Source organism: Neisseria sp. HMSC070F02, from assembly GCF_001814225.1.
In the GTDB taxonomy this organism is placed as follows: Bacteria; Pseudomonadota; Gammaproteobacteria; order Burkholderiales; family Neisseriaceae; genus Neisseria; species Neisseria meningitidis.
Genome location: NZ_KV815364.1, coordinates 1 through 16,421, shown reverse-complemented (window position 1 = coordinate 16,421; position 16,421 = coordinate 1). Strand labels below are relative to the sequence as shown.

15 protein-coding genes and 1 other annotated feature are annotated in these 16,421 nt (G+C 55.0%); of the genes, 7 read left to right on the top strand and 8 right to left on the bottom strand.

Going from position 1 to position 16,421, the window contains the following annotated elements; all coding sequences use genetic code 11:
- Positions 1–69 precede the first annotated feature (69 nt).
- Positions 70–546 carry a transcription elongation factor GreA gene (gene greA, locus HMPREF2959_RS01875; RefSeq protein ID WP_002216944.1) on the bottom strand — a complete coding sequence of 159 codons (477 nt, stop codon included), beginning with the start codon at positions 544–546 and terminating at the stop codon, positions 70–72.
- A 391-nt stretch (positions 547–937) separates the two neighbouring features.
- Here greA and aroA point away from each other — a divergent pair, with 391 nt between their 5' ends.
- Complete coding sequence (aroA, locus tag HMPREF2959_RS01865; RefSeq protein WP_002243705.1) at positions 938–2,239, top strand: 3-phosphoshikimate 1-carboxyvinyltransferase; 1,302 nt, start codon at positions 938–940, stop codon at positions 2,237–2,239.
- 42 nt (positions 2,240–2,281) lie between these two features.
- On the opposite strand, the gene HMPREF2959_RS01860 is transcribed toward aroA, so the two are convergent.
- From HMPREF2959_RS01860 to HMPREF2959_RS01850, 3 genes are all read right to left on the bottom strand, one after another.
- Positions 2,282–2,815 (bottom strand): C40 family peptidase, encoded by a 534-nt coding sequence (locus tag HMPREF2959_RS01860; RefSeq protein ID WP_002219084.1) that lies wholly within the window; start codon positions 2,813–2,815, stop codon positions 2,282–2,284.
- 210 nt (positions 2,816–3,025) lie between these two features.
- Positions 3,026–4,552 carry a phospholipase D family protein gene (locus HMPREF2959_RS01855; protein ID WP_083314119.1) on the bottom strand — a complete coding sequence of 509 codons (1,527 nt, stop codon included), beginning with the start codon at positions 4,550–4,552 and terminating at the stop codon, positions 3,026–3,028.
- A gap of 111 nt (positions 4,553–4,663) precedes the next feature.
- Positions 4,664–6,070, bottom strand: coding sequence for an MFS transporter (locus tag HMPREF2959_RS01850; protein WP_002226253.1), 1,407 nt, complete (start codon positions 6,068–6,070; stop codon positions 4,664–4,666).
- A gap of 283 nt (positions 6,071–6,353) precedes the next feature.
- Between HMPREF2959_RS01850 and HMPREF2959_RS01845 the strand changes: the two genes are divergently transcribed.
- From HMPREF2959_RS01845 to HMPREF2959_RS01835, 3 genes are read left to right on the top strand one after another with little or no spacing between them, the layout of a single operon-like run.
- Positions 6,354–7,133 carry a (Fe-S)-binding protein gene (locus HMPREF2959_RS01845; RefSeq protein ID WP_002226252.1) on the top strand — a complete coding sequence of 260 codons (780 nt, stop codon included), beginning with the start codon at positions 6,354–6,356 and terminating at the stop codon, positions 7,131–7,133.
- Positions 7,130–7,831, top strand: a complete 702-nt coding sequence (locus HMPREF2959_RS01840; RefSeq protein WP_002216938.1) for a LutC/YkgG family protein — start codon at positions 7,130–7,132, stop codon at positions 7,829–7,831. Before HMPREF2959_RS01845 ends, HMPREF2959_RS01840 begins: the two co-directional genes overlap by 4 nt.
- The gene (locus HMPREF2959_RS01835; RefSeq protein WP_002216936.1) at positions 7,828–9,282 is read left to right on the top strand and encodes a LutB/LldF family L-lactate oxidation iron-sulfur protein; all 1,455 of its coding nucleotides are present in this window, start codon (positions 7,828–7,830) and stop codon (positions 9,280–9,282) included. Before HMPREF2959_RS01840 ends, HMPREF2959_RS01835 begins: the two co-directional genes overlap by 4 nt.
- A 183-nt stretch (positions 9,283–9,465) precedes the next feature.
- On the opposite strand, the gene purE is transcribed toward HMPREF2959_RS01835, so the two are convergent.
- Genes purE through HMPREF2959_RS01815 form a run of 4 tightly spaced genes read right to left on the bottom strand, consistent with a single transcriptional unit; the run spans position 9,466 to position 11,579 of the window.
- Positions 9,466–9,951: a 5-(carboxyamino)imidazole ribonucleotide mutase gene (gene purE, locus HMPREF2959_RS01830; RefSeq protein WP_002213033.1), complete on the bottom strand. Its 486-nt coding sequence runs from the start codon at positions 9,949–9,951 to the stop codon at positions 9,466–9,468.
- A 47-nt stretch (positions 9,952–9,998) separates the two neighbouring features.
- Complete coding sequence (locus tag HMPREF2959_RS01825; RefSeq protein ID WP_002226250.1) at positions 9,999–10,715, bottom strand: tetratricopeptide repeat protein; 717 nt, start codon at positions 10,713–10,715, stop codon at positions 9,999–10,001.
- The gene (locus tag HMPREF2959_RS01820; RefSeq protein ID WP_002243706.1) at positions 10,715–11,383 is read right to left on the bottom strand and encodes a class I SAM-dependent methyltransferase; all 669 of its coding nucleotides are present in this window, start codon (positions 11,381–11,383) and stop codon (positions 10,715–10,717) included. Before HMPREF2959_RS01820 ends, HMPREF2959_RS01825 begins: the two co-directional genes overlap by 1 nt.
- 10 nt (positions 11,384–11,393) lie before the next feature.
- Positions 11,394–11,579 carry a DUF3460 family protein gene (locus HMPREF2959_RS01815; RefSeq protein ID WP_002216929.1) on the bottom strand — a complete coding sequence of 62 codons (186 nt, stop codon included), beginning with the start codon at positions 11,577–11,579 and terminating at the stop codon, positions 11,394–11,396.
- A gap of 142 nt (positions 11,580–11,721) precedes the next feature.
- On the opposite strand from HMPREF2959_RS01815, the gene mutL reads away from it, so the two are divergent.
- The 3 genes from mutL (at position 11,722) to HMPREF2959_RS01800 (ending at position 16,338) form a co-directional block, all read left to right on the top strand.
- Positions 11,722–13,698, top strand: coding sequence for a DNA mismatch repair endonuclease MutL (gene mutL / locus HMPREF2959_RS01810; RefSeq protein WP_002243707.1), 1,977 nt, complete (start codon positions 11,722–11,724; stop codon positions 13,696–13,698).
- 94 nt (positions 13,699–13,792) lie between these two features.
- On the top strand, positions 13,793–15,922 hold the full coding sequence (dnaX, locus tag HMPREF2959_RS01805; RefSeq protein WP_070696303.1) for a DNA polymerase III subunit gamma/tau: 2,130 nt from the start codon (positions 13,793–13,795) through the stop codon (positions 15,920–15,922).
- Positions 14,982–15,021: a sequence feature (This ribosomal frameshift element is known only in the genus Neisseria.), on the top strand. Its footprint overlaps the gene before it by 40 nt.
- A gap of 80 nt (positions 15,923–16,002) precedes the next feature.
- Positions 16,003–16,338 (top strand): YbaB/EbfC family nucleoid-associated protein, encoded by a 336-nt coding sequence (locus HMPREF2959_RS01800; protein WP_002213018.1) that lies wholly within the window; start codon positions 16,003–16,005, stop codon positions 16,336–16,338.
- Positions 16,339–16,421: the final 83 nt, after the last annotated feature.

Below are 16,421 nucleotides of genomic sequence, written 5' to 3'. Positions count from 1 at the left end.
CCTTGTCCTGATTTTTGTTAATCCACTATAATTTCCTGCGTGTGTCGGGTGTATCGAAATCAAGCCGAATCAAATATATCGGACTTCGATAATGTCGTATTCGCGCACGCCGCCCGGGGCTTGGACTTCCGCCGTATCGCCCTCTTCCTTGCCAATTAAGGCGCGGGCAATCGGTGAGCCGACATAGATTTTGCCCTGTTTGATATCCGCTTCGTCTTCGCCGACAATTTGGTAGGTAACGTGTTCTTCCGTTTCCAAATCTTCCAGCGTAACCGTCGTACCGAACACGATTTTGCCTTCGGCGTGGATTTCGGTCGGATTGATGATGTGGGCAACGGAAAGTTTGTGTTCCAGCTCGGAAATGCGGCCTTCGATAAAGCCTTGGCGTTCTTTGGCGGCTTCATATTCGGCGTTTTCGGACAAATCGCCGTGCGATCTGGCTTCAGCAATCGCTTCGATCACTTCGGGGCGCGCCACGCTTTTAAGCTGCTGCAATTCCTGTTTCAGCAATTCCGCACCGCGTACGGTCAGGGGGATTTTTTGCATCGGTCTTTTTTCTCCATATTCCGGCACACCGGTTTGCGGCAGCAAACATACCGCATACCGTCTTGTTTTGTGCGTCCGGATATTAAAATAAAAACACAAGCCGCCCGGAAAATCGGCGGCTTGTCTGTCGTTGAACAGCGGCTATTCTACCAAATTCTATGAAATTGGCAATCGTGCCGTGCCGTCCGCAAACACGCTATGTCCGCAACAAAAGCCGAAAATATGCCGGCAAAAAAATTTTAGAAACAAAAAATTTAAAAATAATCAATTTTCGGCACAAAAAACCATATTCACGGACTTTAAAACCGAAAATGCCAAACCTGAGATTTTTCAGACGGCATTTGCACCAGTATAATGCAGGCTGTTTTTATCTTTATATTTACGTTTTGCCATGACCGAATCCGTCCGCCTCCCTGCCGCCTCGCTCAAACTTTCCACCGTCGCCCTGCCCGGCTCCAAAAGCATCAGCAACCGCACCCTGCTGCTTGCCGCCTTGTCCGACAATGCTTGCGAAATCCATTCCCTGCTCAAATCCGACGATACCGACCGTATGCTCGAAGCACTCGATAAACTCGGCGTTCAAATCGAATATCTTGCCGAAGACCGTCTGAAAGTGCACGGCACAGGCGGACGCTTCCCCAACCGCACTGCCGATTTGTTTTTGGGCAACGCGGGCACGGCGTTCCGCCCGTTAACCGCCGCTCTGGCCGTTTTGGGCGGCGATTATCATCTGCACGGCGTGCCTCGTATGCACGAACGTCCTATCGGCGATTTGGTCGATGCGTTGCGGATTGCCGGCACCGATGTCGAATATCTCGGCAACGAACACTATCCGCCGCTTCATATCGGCGAACGCCAAGACAACGGCGAACACGTGATTCCGATTAAAGGCAATGTGTCCAGCCAGTTTCTGACCGCCCTTTTAATGGCGTTGCCACTGACCGGACAGGCATTTGAAATCCGTATGGTCGGCGAGTTAATTTCCAAGCCCTATATCGACATCACCTTGAAACTGATGGCGCAATTCGGCGTACAGGTTGCCAATGAAGACTACCGCGTCTTCAAAATTCCCGCCGATGCGCACTACCACGCGCCCGAACACTTGCACGTCGAAGGCGATGCCTCCAGCGCGTCCTACTTCCTCGCAGCCGGTTTGATTGCCGCCACGCCCGTCCGCGTTACCGGTATCGGCGCAAACAGCATACAGGGCGATGTCGCCTTTGCCCGTGAGCTGGAAAAAATCGGGGCGGACGTGGTTTGGGGCGAAAACTTCGTCGAAGTCTCGCGCCCGAAAGAACGTGCCGTCCAAGCCTTTGATTTGGATGCGAACCATATCCCCGATGCCGCGATGACCCTCGCCATCGTCGCGCTTGCTACAGGGCAAACCTGCACGCTTCGCAACATCGGTTCGTGGCGCGTCAAAGAGACCGACCGCATTGCCGCAATGGCGAACGAGTTGCGCAAACTCGGTGCAAAAGTCGCCGAAGAAGCCGAAGCAATTCACATCACCCCGCCCGAAACGCCGACACCCGACGCCGTCATCGACACTTACGACGACCACCGCATGGCAATGTGTTTCTCGCTGGTTTCGCTGTTGGGCGTACCCGTCGTCATCAACGATCCGAAATGCACCCACAAAACCTTCCCGACTTATTTCGACGTGTTCTCATCGCTGACCGAAACAGCGGAATAAGGCGGCATTTTGCCGCGATTCCGGCGCGGCGCGGCGGGCGGCTCATTCTGTAAAGAAAGTATGTGCGCCGAGGTAGTTTTTGGCGTAAAACGGTGTGGAGAGTTTTTCGGTTTTGATGGTTTTGCCGCTGCTGGGGGCATGGATGAATTCGCCGTTGCCGATATAGAGTCCGACGTGTGAGTAGCGGTGTGCGCCGCCGGTGTTGAAGAATACGAGGTCGCCGGCCTTAAGGCGGCTGTCGGGGATTTTGCGGCTTGCCGCCGCCATGTCGCGGGCGGTGCGCGGCAGCTTGACGTTGAGGGCGTTTTTGTAAACGAATTGAATCATGCCGCTGCAATCGAAGCCGGTTGCGGTGCTGCTGCCGCCCCATTTGTAGGGCGTGCCGATGAGTCCGAGGCTGTGGAGCATGAGTTCCTGCGAGCCTTGTGTGCGGTCGATGTGGCTGATGCGGACGGCTTGGATTTGCCGGACTGTCTGTTTGGGTTTCGGTTGGCGGTGTTTGCCGGAGGTCGTGCCGCATGAGGCGAGGAGCAGTGCGCTGAGACAGAGGAAAAGGGTTTTGTCGGGGGGAAACATGGTTTTTCCTTTGCGGGTTCGGATATGCCGTCTGAAGGTGTTTCAGACGGTATAGTGGATTAATATTTAAATCAGGACAAGGCGACGAAGCCGCAGACAGTACAGATGGTACGGAACCGACTCACTTGGTGCTTCAGCACCTTAGAGAATCGTTCTCTTTGAGCTAAGGCGAGGCAACGCCGTACTGGTTTTTATTAATCCACTATATTTCTATAATAAACTTTCTATGGGCAGCAGGGATAGGATTTTTGCGGCGATGCGTTTCCAAAGTTTGGCTTCGGGTTCGTTCGGGTAGGTTTTTCGGGTGGCGGGATCGTGCCATTGCAGGCGGTTGTGCCTGTCGAGGGTAACGCGGTAGGCGTATTCGGGTGTGGTATCGGCAAGGGTGCGCTCCATCTGTTCTGCGATTTTGGGGCTTTCGATAACAACGCCCATTTCAGTATTGAGCCGTGCGGAACGGGGGTCGAGGTTGAATGAGCCGATGAAGATGCGTTTGCCGTCCACAATGAAGGTTTTGGCATGCAGGCTGGTTACGGAGCTGCCGGTCAGGCCTTTGTCTTTTGTGGCAGGGACGGCATGGTTGGGTTGCAGCTCGTAGAGTTTGATGCCGGCTTTGAGCAGCGGTTTTCGGTATTTGACATAGCCGGAATGGACGGCGGCAACGTCGGTCGCCTGTAGCGAGTTGGTCAGGACGGTAACGTCTATGCCGTCCTGCACCAGTTTTGCCAGTGCGTCTGTGCCGGATTTTGTGGGGACGAAATAGGGTGAAACCAGATAGACGCTTTTTTCGGGCTGTTTGAGCGCGTCTTGCAGCCGCCCGGCAATCGGCGGTTTGCGGCGGTCGCGGTCGAGTCCTTTTGCAGGGTCGTCGCTGATGAGGCGGGTTTGGACGCTCTGCCAGTCGATGCGTCCTGCCTGTATTTTTTGGTAGAGGGGCGACTGTTCGACGGTTTCGCGGTAGCGCAGGAGCGCGTGTCTGGACGTTTCGTCGTTGTATCCGAGTGCTTGAAGACCCTTGCCGATGTTGCCGCTGCGGATGATGCGCGTGGCGTTGTGGGCGGAATGGCTTGCCCAGTAGCGGTCGAAGTCGTGCGATACTTCGCCGACGACGCTGCCGGTGGCGAGGATGTCCAGGTCGGCGAAAACGGTGTCCTCACCGACTTTGAAGTATTCGTCGCCGATATTGCGTCCGCCGAGTATGGTGGCGCGGTTGTCGGCGGTAAAGGATTTGTTGTGCATGCGGCGGTTGAGGCGGGGGAAGTCGGTCAGGTAGCCGAGTGCGCGCCATTTTCGTAAGACGAAGGGGTTGAACAGGCGCACTTCGATATTGGGATGGCTGTCGAGGGCGAGCAGGAGGTCGTCCAAGCCGCGCGTGTTGTTGTCGTCCAACAGCAGGCGTACGCGCACGCCGCGTTCTGCGGCAAGGTACACGAGGTTGAACAGCAGTCGGCCGGAAATGTCGTTGCGCCAGATGTAGTATTGCAAATCGAGGCTGTGTTCGGCAGATTCGATAAGGGCGGCGCGGGCAGCAAAGGCTTCGTGGGGGTCGTTCAGCAGATAGATATCGGATAGCCCGTTGGTATGAGTGGTGTGCCGGATTTGCAGGATGTTGTCCAGGCGGACGGGTTTGGAAGTATTGAAATGACGGCTTTCCGTCCGTTCTTCCAGTGGGGGCAACCATGAAGAACATGAACAGAGAAGGAGGCATAAAAGGGAAATTAGGCTGCGTGTTTTCATCAGGGATATGGTTTCAGACGGCATTGCCTGTGTTTTGGGGTTGGCGCGCATGGAAGTGCGGCATCATAATCCAAACGTTGAAAGGGGTAAAAGTTTTGCGTGCGGACCGCTTTAGGACGGTGTGTTCCGTGTCAGGTTTGCGCCGTCTGAAACGTGCAGACGCTTGAAAACCAACGACGAGGCAAGGGTGATGCCGCCGATGCTGAGCAGGGTCATACGGAAGGCGGAATGCAGACCTGAAGAAGCCGGTATCAGAAATGTCCAGTTTTTAAGGATTAATGCGCCGACAACAATGCCCATGCTGATGGCAAGCTGTTGGTTGACCGCCATCAGGCTGTTGCCGCTGCCGGTCTGTTGCGGGCGCAAATCGGCGAGGGTCAGTGTGTTCATGGCAGAAAACTGTAGGGAGTTGCACGCGCCGATCGCCAGCGAGAGGAAAATCCAAATCCACAGCGGCGAGTTTCCATCAGGCAGGGCGAGCAGCATGATGAAGGCGGCAAGCAGTTTGGTGTTCCAAAGCAGCACCTTGCGGTAGCCGAAACGCTTCATCAAGGTGGAGATTAACGGCTTGACCAGCAGCGAAGACAGGGCGACGGGTGCGACCAGCCAACCCGACAGGCTTGCGCCGAAGCCGAAAGCGACTTGAAACATCAGGGGCATCAGAAAAGGAATCGAGCTGATGCCGAGACGGCTGAACAGATTGCCCGCCAGTCCTAGACGGAAAGTGCGTATCAGAAACAGGTCGGCGGAATAAATCGGTTTGGACGCGGTTTTCATATGTCGGAAATAACGGCGTGCAAACAGCAGTCCGCCGCACAGCGGCAACAGTGCAAAATACGGAGGCAGCGCGTGCGACAGGCTTTCTGCCGAAAGTAACAAGAGGCACGCGGCGGCAGAAAAAATCAGATAGCCTTTAAAATCCAGAGCGGTATCGTTGCCTTTGACATCGGGCATGATGTTGCGTCCCAATATGAAACCCAGAAGACCGATGGGCAGGTTGAGCAGGAAAATCCAGTGCCACGAAGCGTATTCGACCAGATAACCGCCCGCCAAAGGCCCTAAAACCGGTCCGATTAATGCGGGCATAACCGCATAATTGATGGCGTTGAGCAGCTTGGACTTGTCGTACACACGCAAGATGGTCAGACGCGGTATCGGAACCAGCATCGAACCGCCGATGCCCTGAACGACACGGGAAAGCGTCAATTCAAACAGCGAACCCGATGCGGCGCACAATGCCGATCCGAGCATAAAAACGGCAATCGAACCGAAAAAGACTTTTTTCGTTCCGAACCTGTCCGCCAAATAACCGCTCAAAGGAATCAGCAGGGCAACCGTCAGCGTGTAGGAAATAACCGCCAGCTGCATGTTCAATGGCGACTCATTCAGGTCGGCGGCAATTTCAGGCAGTGCGGTATTTAAAATGGTCGCATCCAACATCTGCATAAAAATGGCAATTGCCAGCAGAAGCGGCAGCCAAGGGGATGGTGCGCGGGCGGATAGGGTGTTTTTTTCCATAGAGCGATTGTACCCCATCCTTGTGCCGTTATTGTTTTCAGATGCTGTCTGAATGCCGTCAGAGTCGGCATCTTGAATGTTCACAAGCAAACGAACCGGCATTGCATTGTAATGATAATTATTATCGAAAACTATCAGATTAAGGTACAGTAAGCGTTATGGGGTAGTTTGTAAGAAAAACCGGATTATTTTTTAAAATTAGACTTGACCCGCAACAGTCAATTACTTAAAGTAAACGCTTACCTTTCTACAGAAAAAAACGGGTTTCCCGTTATCAAAAAACATGAGCGCAACCATTCCCCCAAAAATCATCCGATACGACAGCAATCCGACCGATGTCTATTTTTTCGGCACTTGCGTCCTTGATCTTTTTATGCCCGAAGCAGGCATGGATGCCATTACCCTAATCGAGCAACAGGGCATACGCGTCCATTTCCCGATGGCGCAAAGCTGCTGCGGCCAGCCCGCCTATTCATCCGGCCATCCGACCGAAGCCTTCGATGTCGCCAGAGCGCAACTCGACCTTTTCCCCGAGGAGTGGCCGATTGTCGTACCGTCCGGTTCGTGCGGCGGTATGATGAAGCACCATTGGCCGACGCTGTTTAAAGGCAGCGAGTACGAGGAAAGGGCTGTGGATTGCGCCGGCCGCATCATCGAGTTTACCCATTTCCTGCTTGCCATCGGTTTCAAACCCGAAGACAAGGGCGAACCGCTCAAAGTCGCCGTTCACACTTCCTGCGCCGCCCGCCGCGAAATGAATGTCCATCTTTCAGGCTGGCAACTGATTGACGGTATGGAAAACGTCGAACGCATCGTCCACGACCACGAAAGCGAATGTTGCGGCTTCGGCGGCACATTCTCCGTCAAACAAGCCGATATTTCCGGCGCAATGGTAACAGACAAAGTCGCCGCGCTGAAAGAAACCGGCGCAACCGAAATCATCAGCGCGGACTGCGGCTGTATGATGAACATCGGCGGCAAAATCGCCAAGGACGAGCCGGATATGCCGCGTCCGAAACATATCGCATCCTTCTTGTTGGAACGCACCGGAGGCAAAGCATGAGCGCGCGCGAAAATATTTTGGCAAAACTGAAAAAAGCCGACGCATTGCCGATGGAAGAACCTGCGGTTTTTGATTATTACCGTGAAATGGGTGTTTCTTGGGGCAGCGAAGTTGAGCGTCTGAAACATTGGGCTGCCGCAATGCGCGCGGTCAAAACCGAAATTTATTGGGTGACGAAAAGCAATTGGATGCAGGTTTTCCGCGAAGCGGCAGAAGGCAAGGGTTTGAAAAACATCCTGCTGCCCTTGGCGACCGAACACGGACAAATTGCCCGTGCCGCATTGGCGGACAGCAATATCGAACCGATTGCCTTCGAGCGCGAAATCGATACTTGGAAAACCGAGTTTTTCACGAACATCGATGCGGGCTTCAGCGGCGCGCAATGCGGCATCGCCCGCACCGGCACGCTGATGCTGTTTTCCAGCCCCGAAGAACCGCGTACTTTGAGTCTCGTTCCGCCCGTGCATTTCTGCCTGTTCGATACGTCCAAGATGTACAACGAGTTTCATAATGCCGTCGAAGGCGAAAAACTGGTGGAAAACGGTATGCCGACCAATGTATTCCTGATTTCCGGCCCGTCCAAAACCGCAGACATCCAACTGACGCTTGCTTACGGCGCGCACGGCCCGCGCGATTTGGTCATCCTCGCCATCCTGCCCGACCACATTTCCCCTGCCGATTTGGAGGAAAACGCATGACTACGCAAACCATCAAATTTCACATGAAGCCGGAAACTTTCAAGCAAAACGCCGCAATTTCCCTTCAAGACAAGCCTTTGCGCAAAAGCCTGCGTACCGCGATGGATATGCTGATGACCAAACGCAAAGCCGTTTTGACCGACGAAGAAGAGCTGCAAAGCCTGCGCGATTTGTGCGAACACGTCCGTCAGCGCTCATTGTCTAAATTGCCAGCCCTGCTGGAGCAGCTGGAAGAAAACCTGACTAAGTTGGGCGTGAAAGTGCACTGGGCAGAAACCCCGACCGAAGCCTGCCAAATTATCCACGACATCATCACAGCCAAAAACGGCAAGCTGATGGTCAAAGGCAAATCGATGGTCAGCGAGGAAATCGAGCTGAACCATTATCTTGAAGCAAAAGGCATTAAAGCGGTAGAAAGCGACTTGGGCGAGTTCATCGTCCAAATGGCAGGCGAAAAACCGACCCATATCGTGATGCCTGCAATCCATAAAACCAAAGAACAGGTGAGCGAACTGTTCCACCAAAACCTCGGCACACCGCTTACAGACGATGTGGACCAACTGACCGGCTTCGCCCGCAAAGCCCTGCGCGATATTTACAGCACTGCCGATGTCGGCTTGAGTGGCGTAAACTTTGCCGTTGCTGAAACAGGTACGCTGTGTCTGGTGGAAAACGAGGGCAACGGTCGCTTGAGTACCACCGTTCCGCCCGTGCATATCGCTATTACCGGCATTGAAAAAGTGGTGGCGAAATTGTCCGACATCCCACCCTTGTACAGTCTGCTGCCGCGCTCCGCCATCGGTCAGAACATCACAACCTATTTCAATATGATTACCGGCCCGCGCCGCAGTGAAGAATTAGACGGTCCGCAAGAAATGCACTTGGTTCTGCTCGACAACGGCCGCAGCCAGGCTTATGCCGAAGACCAAATGCGCCGCACCCTGCAATGTATCCGTTGCGGCGCGTGTATGAACCATTGCCCGGTTTATACCCGCATCGGCGGCGCGGCATACGGCACAACCTATCCCGGCCCGATTGGCGAGATTATTTCCCCTCACCTGTTGGGTCTGGATGCCACCCGCGACCTGCCGACCGCCTGTACCATGTGCGGTGCGTGTGTGGAAGTCTGTCCGGTACGCATCCCGATTACCGAACAAATGCAGCGTTTGCGCGTTGAAGCGCAACGTTCGCCGACCGAAACCGTGCCGCACCCCATCCGAGGGCAAGGCGCATCGCATACCTTCGGCGAACAAATGGCGTGGCGCACATTCAACGGTATTTTCAGCGGCAGCAAAACCTACCGCGCCTTCGGTTGGGCAGCCACCAAGTTCCGCAACCTGACCCCGCGCAAACAGTTGGGTTGGACGCAAAACCGCGTGCCGATGAAACCGGCGAAGAAAACCCTGCACGAACTAATGGCAGAAAAAATGCGCCAAAAAGAACAGGCATAAAAAGTTGTTCGCAAAAATGCCGTCTGAAACCCGAAACAGGGCTTCAGACGGCATTTGTATAGTGGATTAAATTTAAATCAGGACAAGGCGACGAAGCCGCAGACAGTACAAATAGTACGGCAAGGCGAGGGAACGCCGTACTGGTTTAAATTTAAGCCACTATATATTCGCGGACGGCGGGTTTTAAATCTGTTCCAATTCCATACTCAAAACAGCCTGTTCCTGTTTGGCTCGGAAGTCTGCCAGTTTTTGCGCCAGTTCGGGGGTTTCGTTGGCGAGCATGGAAACGGCGAACAATGCGGCATTTGCCGCGCCTGCCTCGCCGATGGCGAATGTGGCGACGGGTACGCCTTTGGGCATTTGTACAATCGATAAAAGCGAATCTTCGCCGCGCAGGTATTTGCTGGGGACGGGTACGCCCAAAACGGGGACGGTGGTCTTGGCGGCAACCATACCGGGTAAATGCGCCGCGCCGCCCGCACCCGCGATGATGGCTTTGATGCCGCGCGCCCGTGCGGTTTCGGCGTATTGGAACATTAAATCCGGGGTGCGGTGTGCGGAAACGACGCACGCCTCATATTCTACGCCGAACTCTTCAAGAAACTGCGCTGCCTGCCGCATAACGGGCCAATCGCTGTTGCTGCCCATGATGATGCCGATTTGAATCATAAATCCTCCTTGGTGCGGATGGGGTAAAAAGCGGAAAAATGGAAAAACTATCGTTTGCGTACGGCTGCGGCGGCGCGTTTTGCCGCCGGGCTGCTCGGGTAAGCCTGTATCAGGCTGCGCCAAGTCGCCCTTGCAATGTCTTTCTGCTGCAACCTGTATTGGCATTCGCCGATTTTGAACATGGCTTCAGGCGCGGTTGGGCTGTCTTTGAAACGGTTGGCGTAACGCCCTCCGATTTCGATGACGGATTCGCAGTTCCCCATACGCGCCCTGCTTTGCAGCAACAGGTACATACTGCGTTGCGCGATGCTGCCGCCGTCGCCTCCGTCCGCGCCTTTCAACAGGGAGGCAGCGGCAGAAAACCTGCCGCTTTTATAGTGTTTGAGTGCCTGATTGTAGAGGTTTTGTGCGGTTTCGACGGTATGTGCGGATGCGCTGCCGCCTTCGGTATTGAGGTAATGCTCTTTCAACTTGCGGTCGTCGAGTTTTTGGACGTATGCCCTGCTGGAAGGGTGTGTTTTCGCATGCTCCAGTGCTTTGACTTTGCCGTTTAAGGTTTCCACTTCGTTCGACAGCCGGACGATTCTGCCTTCCAGATAGTCCAAACGGTCTTGCAAGGTCGGAACGGGATAGGGAATAGCGTCCGAACTACCTGCCTCTGCCTGCGGTTCGAGCCGCATATCCTGAATATTGCGGGAAACAGGGGAAGAACAGGCGGCGGATACGGACAGCCAAATGATAAAAAGCGGTAATTTGGTCTTCATTATTTTTTCAGAAGCAGGGTCAAACCGTCGCCGACGGGCAGGGTGATGGGGACAATCCGCGTATCGTTCGGCAGGTTTTGATTAAAATCTTTGAGGATGCCGACGCTGGGCGGCGCATCGGAAGCCGCTTCGCGCATCACCCTTCCGTTCAACAAAATATTGTCGATGGCAATGATGCCGCCTTGCCGGACAAGCTTGAGGCAACGCTCGAAATATTGCGGCGTGGGCGGTTTGTCTGCGTCTATCAGTGCCAAATCGTAGCTTCCGGCTTCACCCTGTGCAATCAAATCATCCAATGTCAGCAATGCGGGTTGCAGATGCAGGCTGATTTTATGTGCCACGCCTGCCTCGTTCCAAACCTGACGCGCCGTATCGGTAAAGGTTACATTGATGTCGCAGGCGGTAATCCGCCCGTGTTTTGGCAACGCCAATGCAAGCGCGGTGCTGCTGTATCCGGTAAATACGCCGACTTCCAGATATTTTTCCGCGCGAATCAGCTTTGCCAGCCAAACCAAAACCGCCGCCTGTTCGCGCGCAATCGCCATTTTGCCCATACGGTGATGCCCGGTCTTCTCACGCAGCCGCGTCAAAACGGGATGTTCGGGTTCGCCGATGGCGTTCAAATAGTTTTGCAGGTCGGGGGCGACATTGGACAGATGGGTCGTCATTTCGGCGGGTTCAGTCTTGGTAATAGGTATAAGGTTTTTTCGCTACTTTTGCCGCCTCGAAGTTTTCCTGTTCTTCGGGATTGAGTTCGACATCCCACAAAAGCCCCCGGTTTTCCAAACGCTGCTGTTCCAACTCAGGTTTTTCTTCAATCAGGCGGTTGAGGAATTGTGTGGCTTCGGATTGGTAGTGATACATCTTTGCGCTCCAATTTTACGGGATACGGCGTGATTATACTGGTATTTTCCAAACGGGATAAACGGCTTTTATCAAGAATACAGGCAGAAAAGTAAGGGGTTTTATTATAGAATAAAGCGTTTTTGCAACGGAAGCCTACCTTATGCCACGCATTGCCGCCCTGCCCGACCATCTCGTCAACCAAATCGCCGCCGGCGAAGTGGTCGAACGCCCTGCCAACGCCCTGAAAGAAATCGTTGAAAACAGCATAGACGCAGGCGCGACGGCGATTGATGTCGAACTGGCGGGCGGCGGCATCCGTCTCATCCGCGTCAGCGACAACGGCAGCGGTATCCATCCGGACGACATCAAACTCGCACTCCACCGCCACGCTACCAGCAAAATCAAAACCTTAAACGATTTGGAACACGTCGCCAGTATGGGCTTTCGCGGCGAAGGCTTGGCAAGCATCGCCTCCGTCAGCCGCCTGACCCTGACCAGCCGCCAAGACGGCAGCGCACACGCGACACAAGTCAAAGCCGAAGACGGCAAACTCAGCAGCCCTACGGCAGCCGCCCACCCCGTCGGCACGACCATCGAAGCCGCCGAACTCTTCTTCAATACCCCTGCGCGGCGCAAGTTCCTCAAGTCTGAAGCCACCGAATACGCCCACTGTGCCACGATGCTCGAACGCCTCGCGCTGGCGCATCCGCACATTGCCTTCTCGCTCAAACGCGACGGCAAACAAGTGTTCAAACTTCCTGCCCAAAGCCTGCATGAACGTATTGCCGCCATTGTCGGCGATGATTTTCAGACGGCATCCTTAGAAATCGACAGCGGCAACGGCGCATTGCGGCTCTATGGCGCGATTGCCAAGCCGACTTTCGCCAAAGGCAAAACCGACAAACAATACTGCTTCGTCAACCATCGTTTTGTCCGCGACAAAGTCATGCTCCATGCTGTCAAACAGGCATACCGCGACGTATTGCACAACGCGCTGACGCCTGCTTTCGTCCTCTTTCTCGACCTGCCGCCCGAAGCCGTGGATGTCAACGTCCACCCTACCAAAACCGAAATCCGCTTCCGCGACAGCCAGCAGGTGCACCAACTCGTGTTCCACACGCTCAACAAAGCCCTTGCCGACACACGCGCCGACCTGACCGAAAGCGTCGGCAACGCAGGCGAAGTGTTGCATGACATTACTGGCGTTACGCCTGCACCAATGCCGTCTGAAAACAACAGCGAAAATCTGTTTGATCGCGCATCCAACTACCCGACGGGCAACAAACCCGATACACGCAATGCCTTTGGTGCATCAGGCAAAACCGCGCCTATGCCTTACCAAGCCGCTCGTGCGCCGCAACAACGCAGCCTGTCCTTGCGCGAAAGCCGCGCAGCCATGAATACTTACGCCGAGCTTTACAAAAAAACCGACGACATCGACCTTGAGTTGAACCGATTAGAGCAGGCACGTTTCGGCAATATGCCGTCTGAAACGCCTACTCCCAAAACAGATGCGCCGCTTTCAGACGGCATCCCGTCCCAATCCGAACTGCCGCCGCTCGGCTTCGCCATTGCTCAATTACTTGGCATCTACATCCTTGCCCAAGCCGAAGACAGTCTGTTGCTCATCGATATGCACGCTGCCGCCGAACGCGTCAACTACGAAAAAATGAAACGCCAACGTCAAGAAAACGGCAATCTGCAAAGCCAGCGCCTGCTTATTCCCGTAACCTTTGCCGCGTCCCACGAAGAATGCGCCGCCCTTGCCGATTATGCCGAAACGCTGGCAGGCTTCGGGCTGGAATTATCCGATATGGGCGGCAACACCCTCGCCGTCCGTGCAGTTCCCGCCATGCTCGGCAAAGCCGATGTCGTCTCGCTCGCCAAAGACGTATTAAACGAACTCGCCCAAGTCGGCAGCAGCCAAACCATCGAGGAACACGAAAACCGCATCCTCGCCACCATGTCCTGCCACGGCTCGATCCGCGCCGGCCGCCGGCTCACCCTGCCCGAAATGAACGCCCTTCTGCGCGATATGGAAAATACGCCGCGCAGCAACCAGTGCAACCACGGCAGGCCGACTTGGGTCAAACTGACTTTGAAAGAATTGGACGCACTGTTCTTGCGCGGACAGTAAGCCGAAAGTGCTAGAATACGCCGCCCGAGACCGCCGTTCAGACGGCATTCCGACGCACCGACAGAAACATCACGACCGAAACCAAGAGAAAAACATGGCCTATCAAGTTCTCGCCCGAAAATGGCGGCCCAAAACCTTTTCCGACTTAGTCGGTCAGGAACACGTCGTCAAAGCCCTGCAAAACGCTCTAGACGAAGGCAGGCTGCACCACGCCTACCTGCTGACCGGTACGCGCGGCGTAGGCAAAACCACCATTGCCCGCATCCTTGCCAAAAGCCTCAACTGCGAAAACGCGCAACACGGCGAACCTTGCGGCGTGTGCGAAAGCTGCACCCAAATCGATGCCGGACGCTATGTCGACCTGCTCGAAATCGACGCCGCCTCCAACACAGGCATCGACAACATCCGCGAAGTCTTGGAAAACGCCCAATACGCGCCGACCGCCGGCAAATACAAAGTCTATATCATCGACGAAGTGCATATGCTTTCCAAAAGCGCGTTCAACGCTATGCTCAAAACGCTGGAAGAGCCGCCCGAACACGTCAAATTCATCCTTGCCACGACCGATCCGCACAAAGTCCCCGTTACCGTCTTGAGCCGCTGCCTGCAATTCGTCTTGCGCAATATGACTTCGCAGCAGGTTGCCGACCACCTCGCCCACGTCCTCGACAGCGAAAAAATCGCCTACGAACCCGTCGCCCTGCAACTTTTGGGACGCGCCGCCGCCGGATCGATGCGCGATGCCTTGAGCCTGCTCGACCAAGCCATCGCCCTAGGTTCGGGCAAAGTTGCCGAAAACGATGTCCGCCAAATGATCGGCGCGGTTGACAAACAATACCTTTACGAACTCTTGACAGGCATCATCAACCAAGACGGCGCAGCCCTGCTCTCCAAAGCGCAGGAAATGGCGGCGTGTGCCGTCGGCTTTGACAACGCCTTGGGCGAACTTGCCATACTGCTGCAACACCTCGCCCTGATACAGGCGGTGCCCTCCGCCTTGGCGCACTACGACCCCGATTCCGATATTTTGCACCGCCTCGCCCAAACCATAAGCGGCGAACAAATCCAGCTTTACTACCAAATCGCCGTCCACGGCAAACGCGACCTGAGCCTCGCCCCCGACGAATACGCCGGCTTTATGATGACCCTGCTGCGTATGCTGGCGTTTGCGCCCTTGGCGGCAGCTTCGTGTGATGCAAACGCCGTGATTGAAAATACCGAACTAAAATCCCCATCGGCACAAACCGCCGAAAAGGAAACCGCTGCAAAAAAGCCCCAACCGCGCCCTGAAGCAGAAACCGCCCAAACATCCGTTCAGACGGCATCCGCAGCGGCAATGCCGTCTGAAGGCAAAGCTGCCGAACCCGTTTCCAATCAAGAAAACAACGATGTTCCGCCTTGGGAAGACGCACCGGACGAAGCCCAAGCCGCAGCCGGCACGGCGCAAACGTCGGCAAAAAGCATTCAGACGGCATCCGAAGCCGAAACGCCGCCCGAAAACCAAGTTTCCAAGAACAAGGCAGCCGACAACGAAACCGATGCCCCCTTGTCCGAAGTGCCGTCTGAAAACCCCATTCAGGCAACACCGAATGATGAAGCCGTTGAAACGGAAGCATTTGCGCACGAAGCCCCTGCAGAACCTTTCTACGGTTACGGCTTTCCGGATAATGACTGCCCCGTAGAAGACGGCGCAGAAATCCCGCCGCCCGATTGGGAACACGCTGCCCCTGCCGATACCGCAGGCGGAGGCGCGGACGAAGAAGCAGAAGCAGGCGGCATCGGCGGAAACAACACACCGTCCGCCCCGCCGCCCGAGTTTTCCACCGAAAACTGGGTAGCCATCGTCCGGCATTTCGCCCGCAAACTCGGCGCGGCGCAAATGCCGGCGCAACACTCCGCGTGGACGGAATACCATCCCGACACCGGCCTGATGGTTTTGGCGATGACCGCCGAAGCACGCGCCACCGCCGACAAAAAACGCCTCGACAAAATCCGCGACACCCTTGCCCAAGCCTACGGGCTGCAACTCACCCTGCAAACCCAAGACTGGCAGGACGAAGCCGGCAGAGAAACCCCCGCAATGCAGGACAAGCGCGTCCAAATCGAAGACAGGCAAAAAGCACAAGCATTGCTCGAAGCCAACCCCGCCGCACAAAAAATCCTCCAAGCATTCGGCGCGCAATGGCAGCCCGAATCACTGGAATTGGCGGCAAACCGGCCATAAACAGATATAATGCCGCCCGAACCCTTCGGACGGCATTGCCGTTTCCCTCATTCATTCAAACACAAACAGGAGTATTCAGTATGTTCGGAAAAGCCGGATTAGGCGGCCTGATGAAACAGGCGCAGCAAATGCAGGAAAATATGAAAAAAGCGCAAGCCAAACTTGCCGAAACCGAAATCGAAGGCGAAGCAGGCAACGGCTTGGTCAAAATCACAATGACCTGCGCGCACGAAGTACGCAAAATCGACATCAGCCCCGATTTGATTCAAGAAGCCGCCGACGACAAAGAAATGCTCGAAGACCTCATCCTCGCCGCCCTCAAATCCGCCCGTGACAAAGCCGAAGAAACCGCAAACAAAACAATGGGCGCATTCACGCAAGGTCTACCCCCCGGCGTGGGCGACTTCTTCCGCTGATACCCGACCGTCATTCCCACGCAGGCGGGAATCTAGAACGTAGAATCTAAGAAACCGTTTTACTCGATAAATTTCCGTGCCGA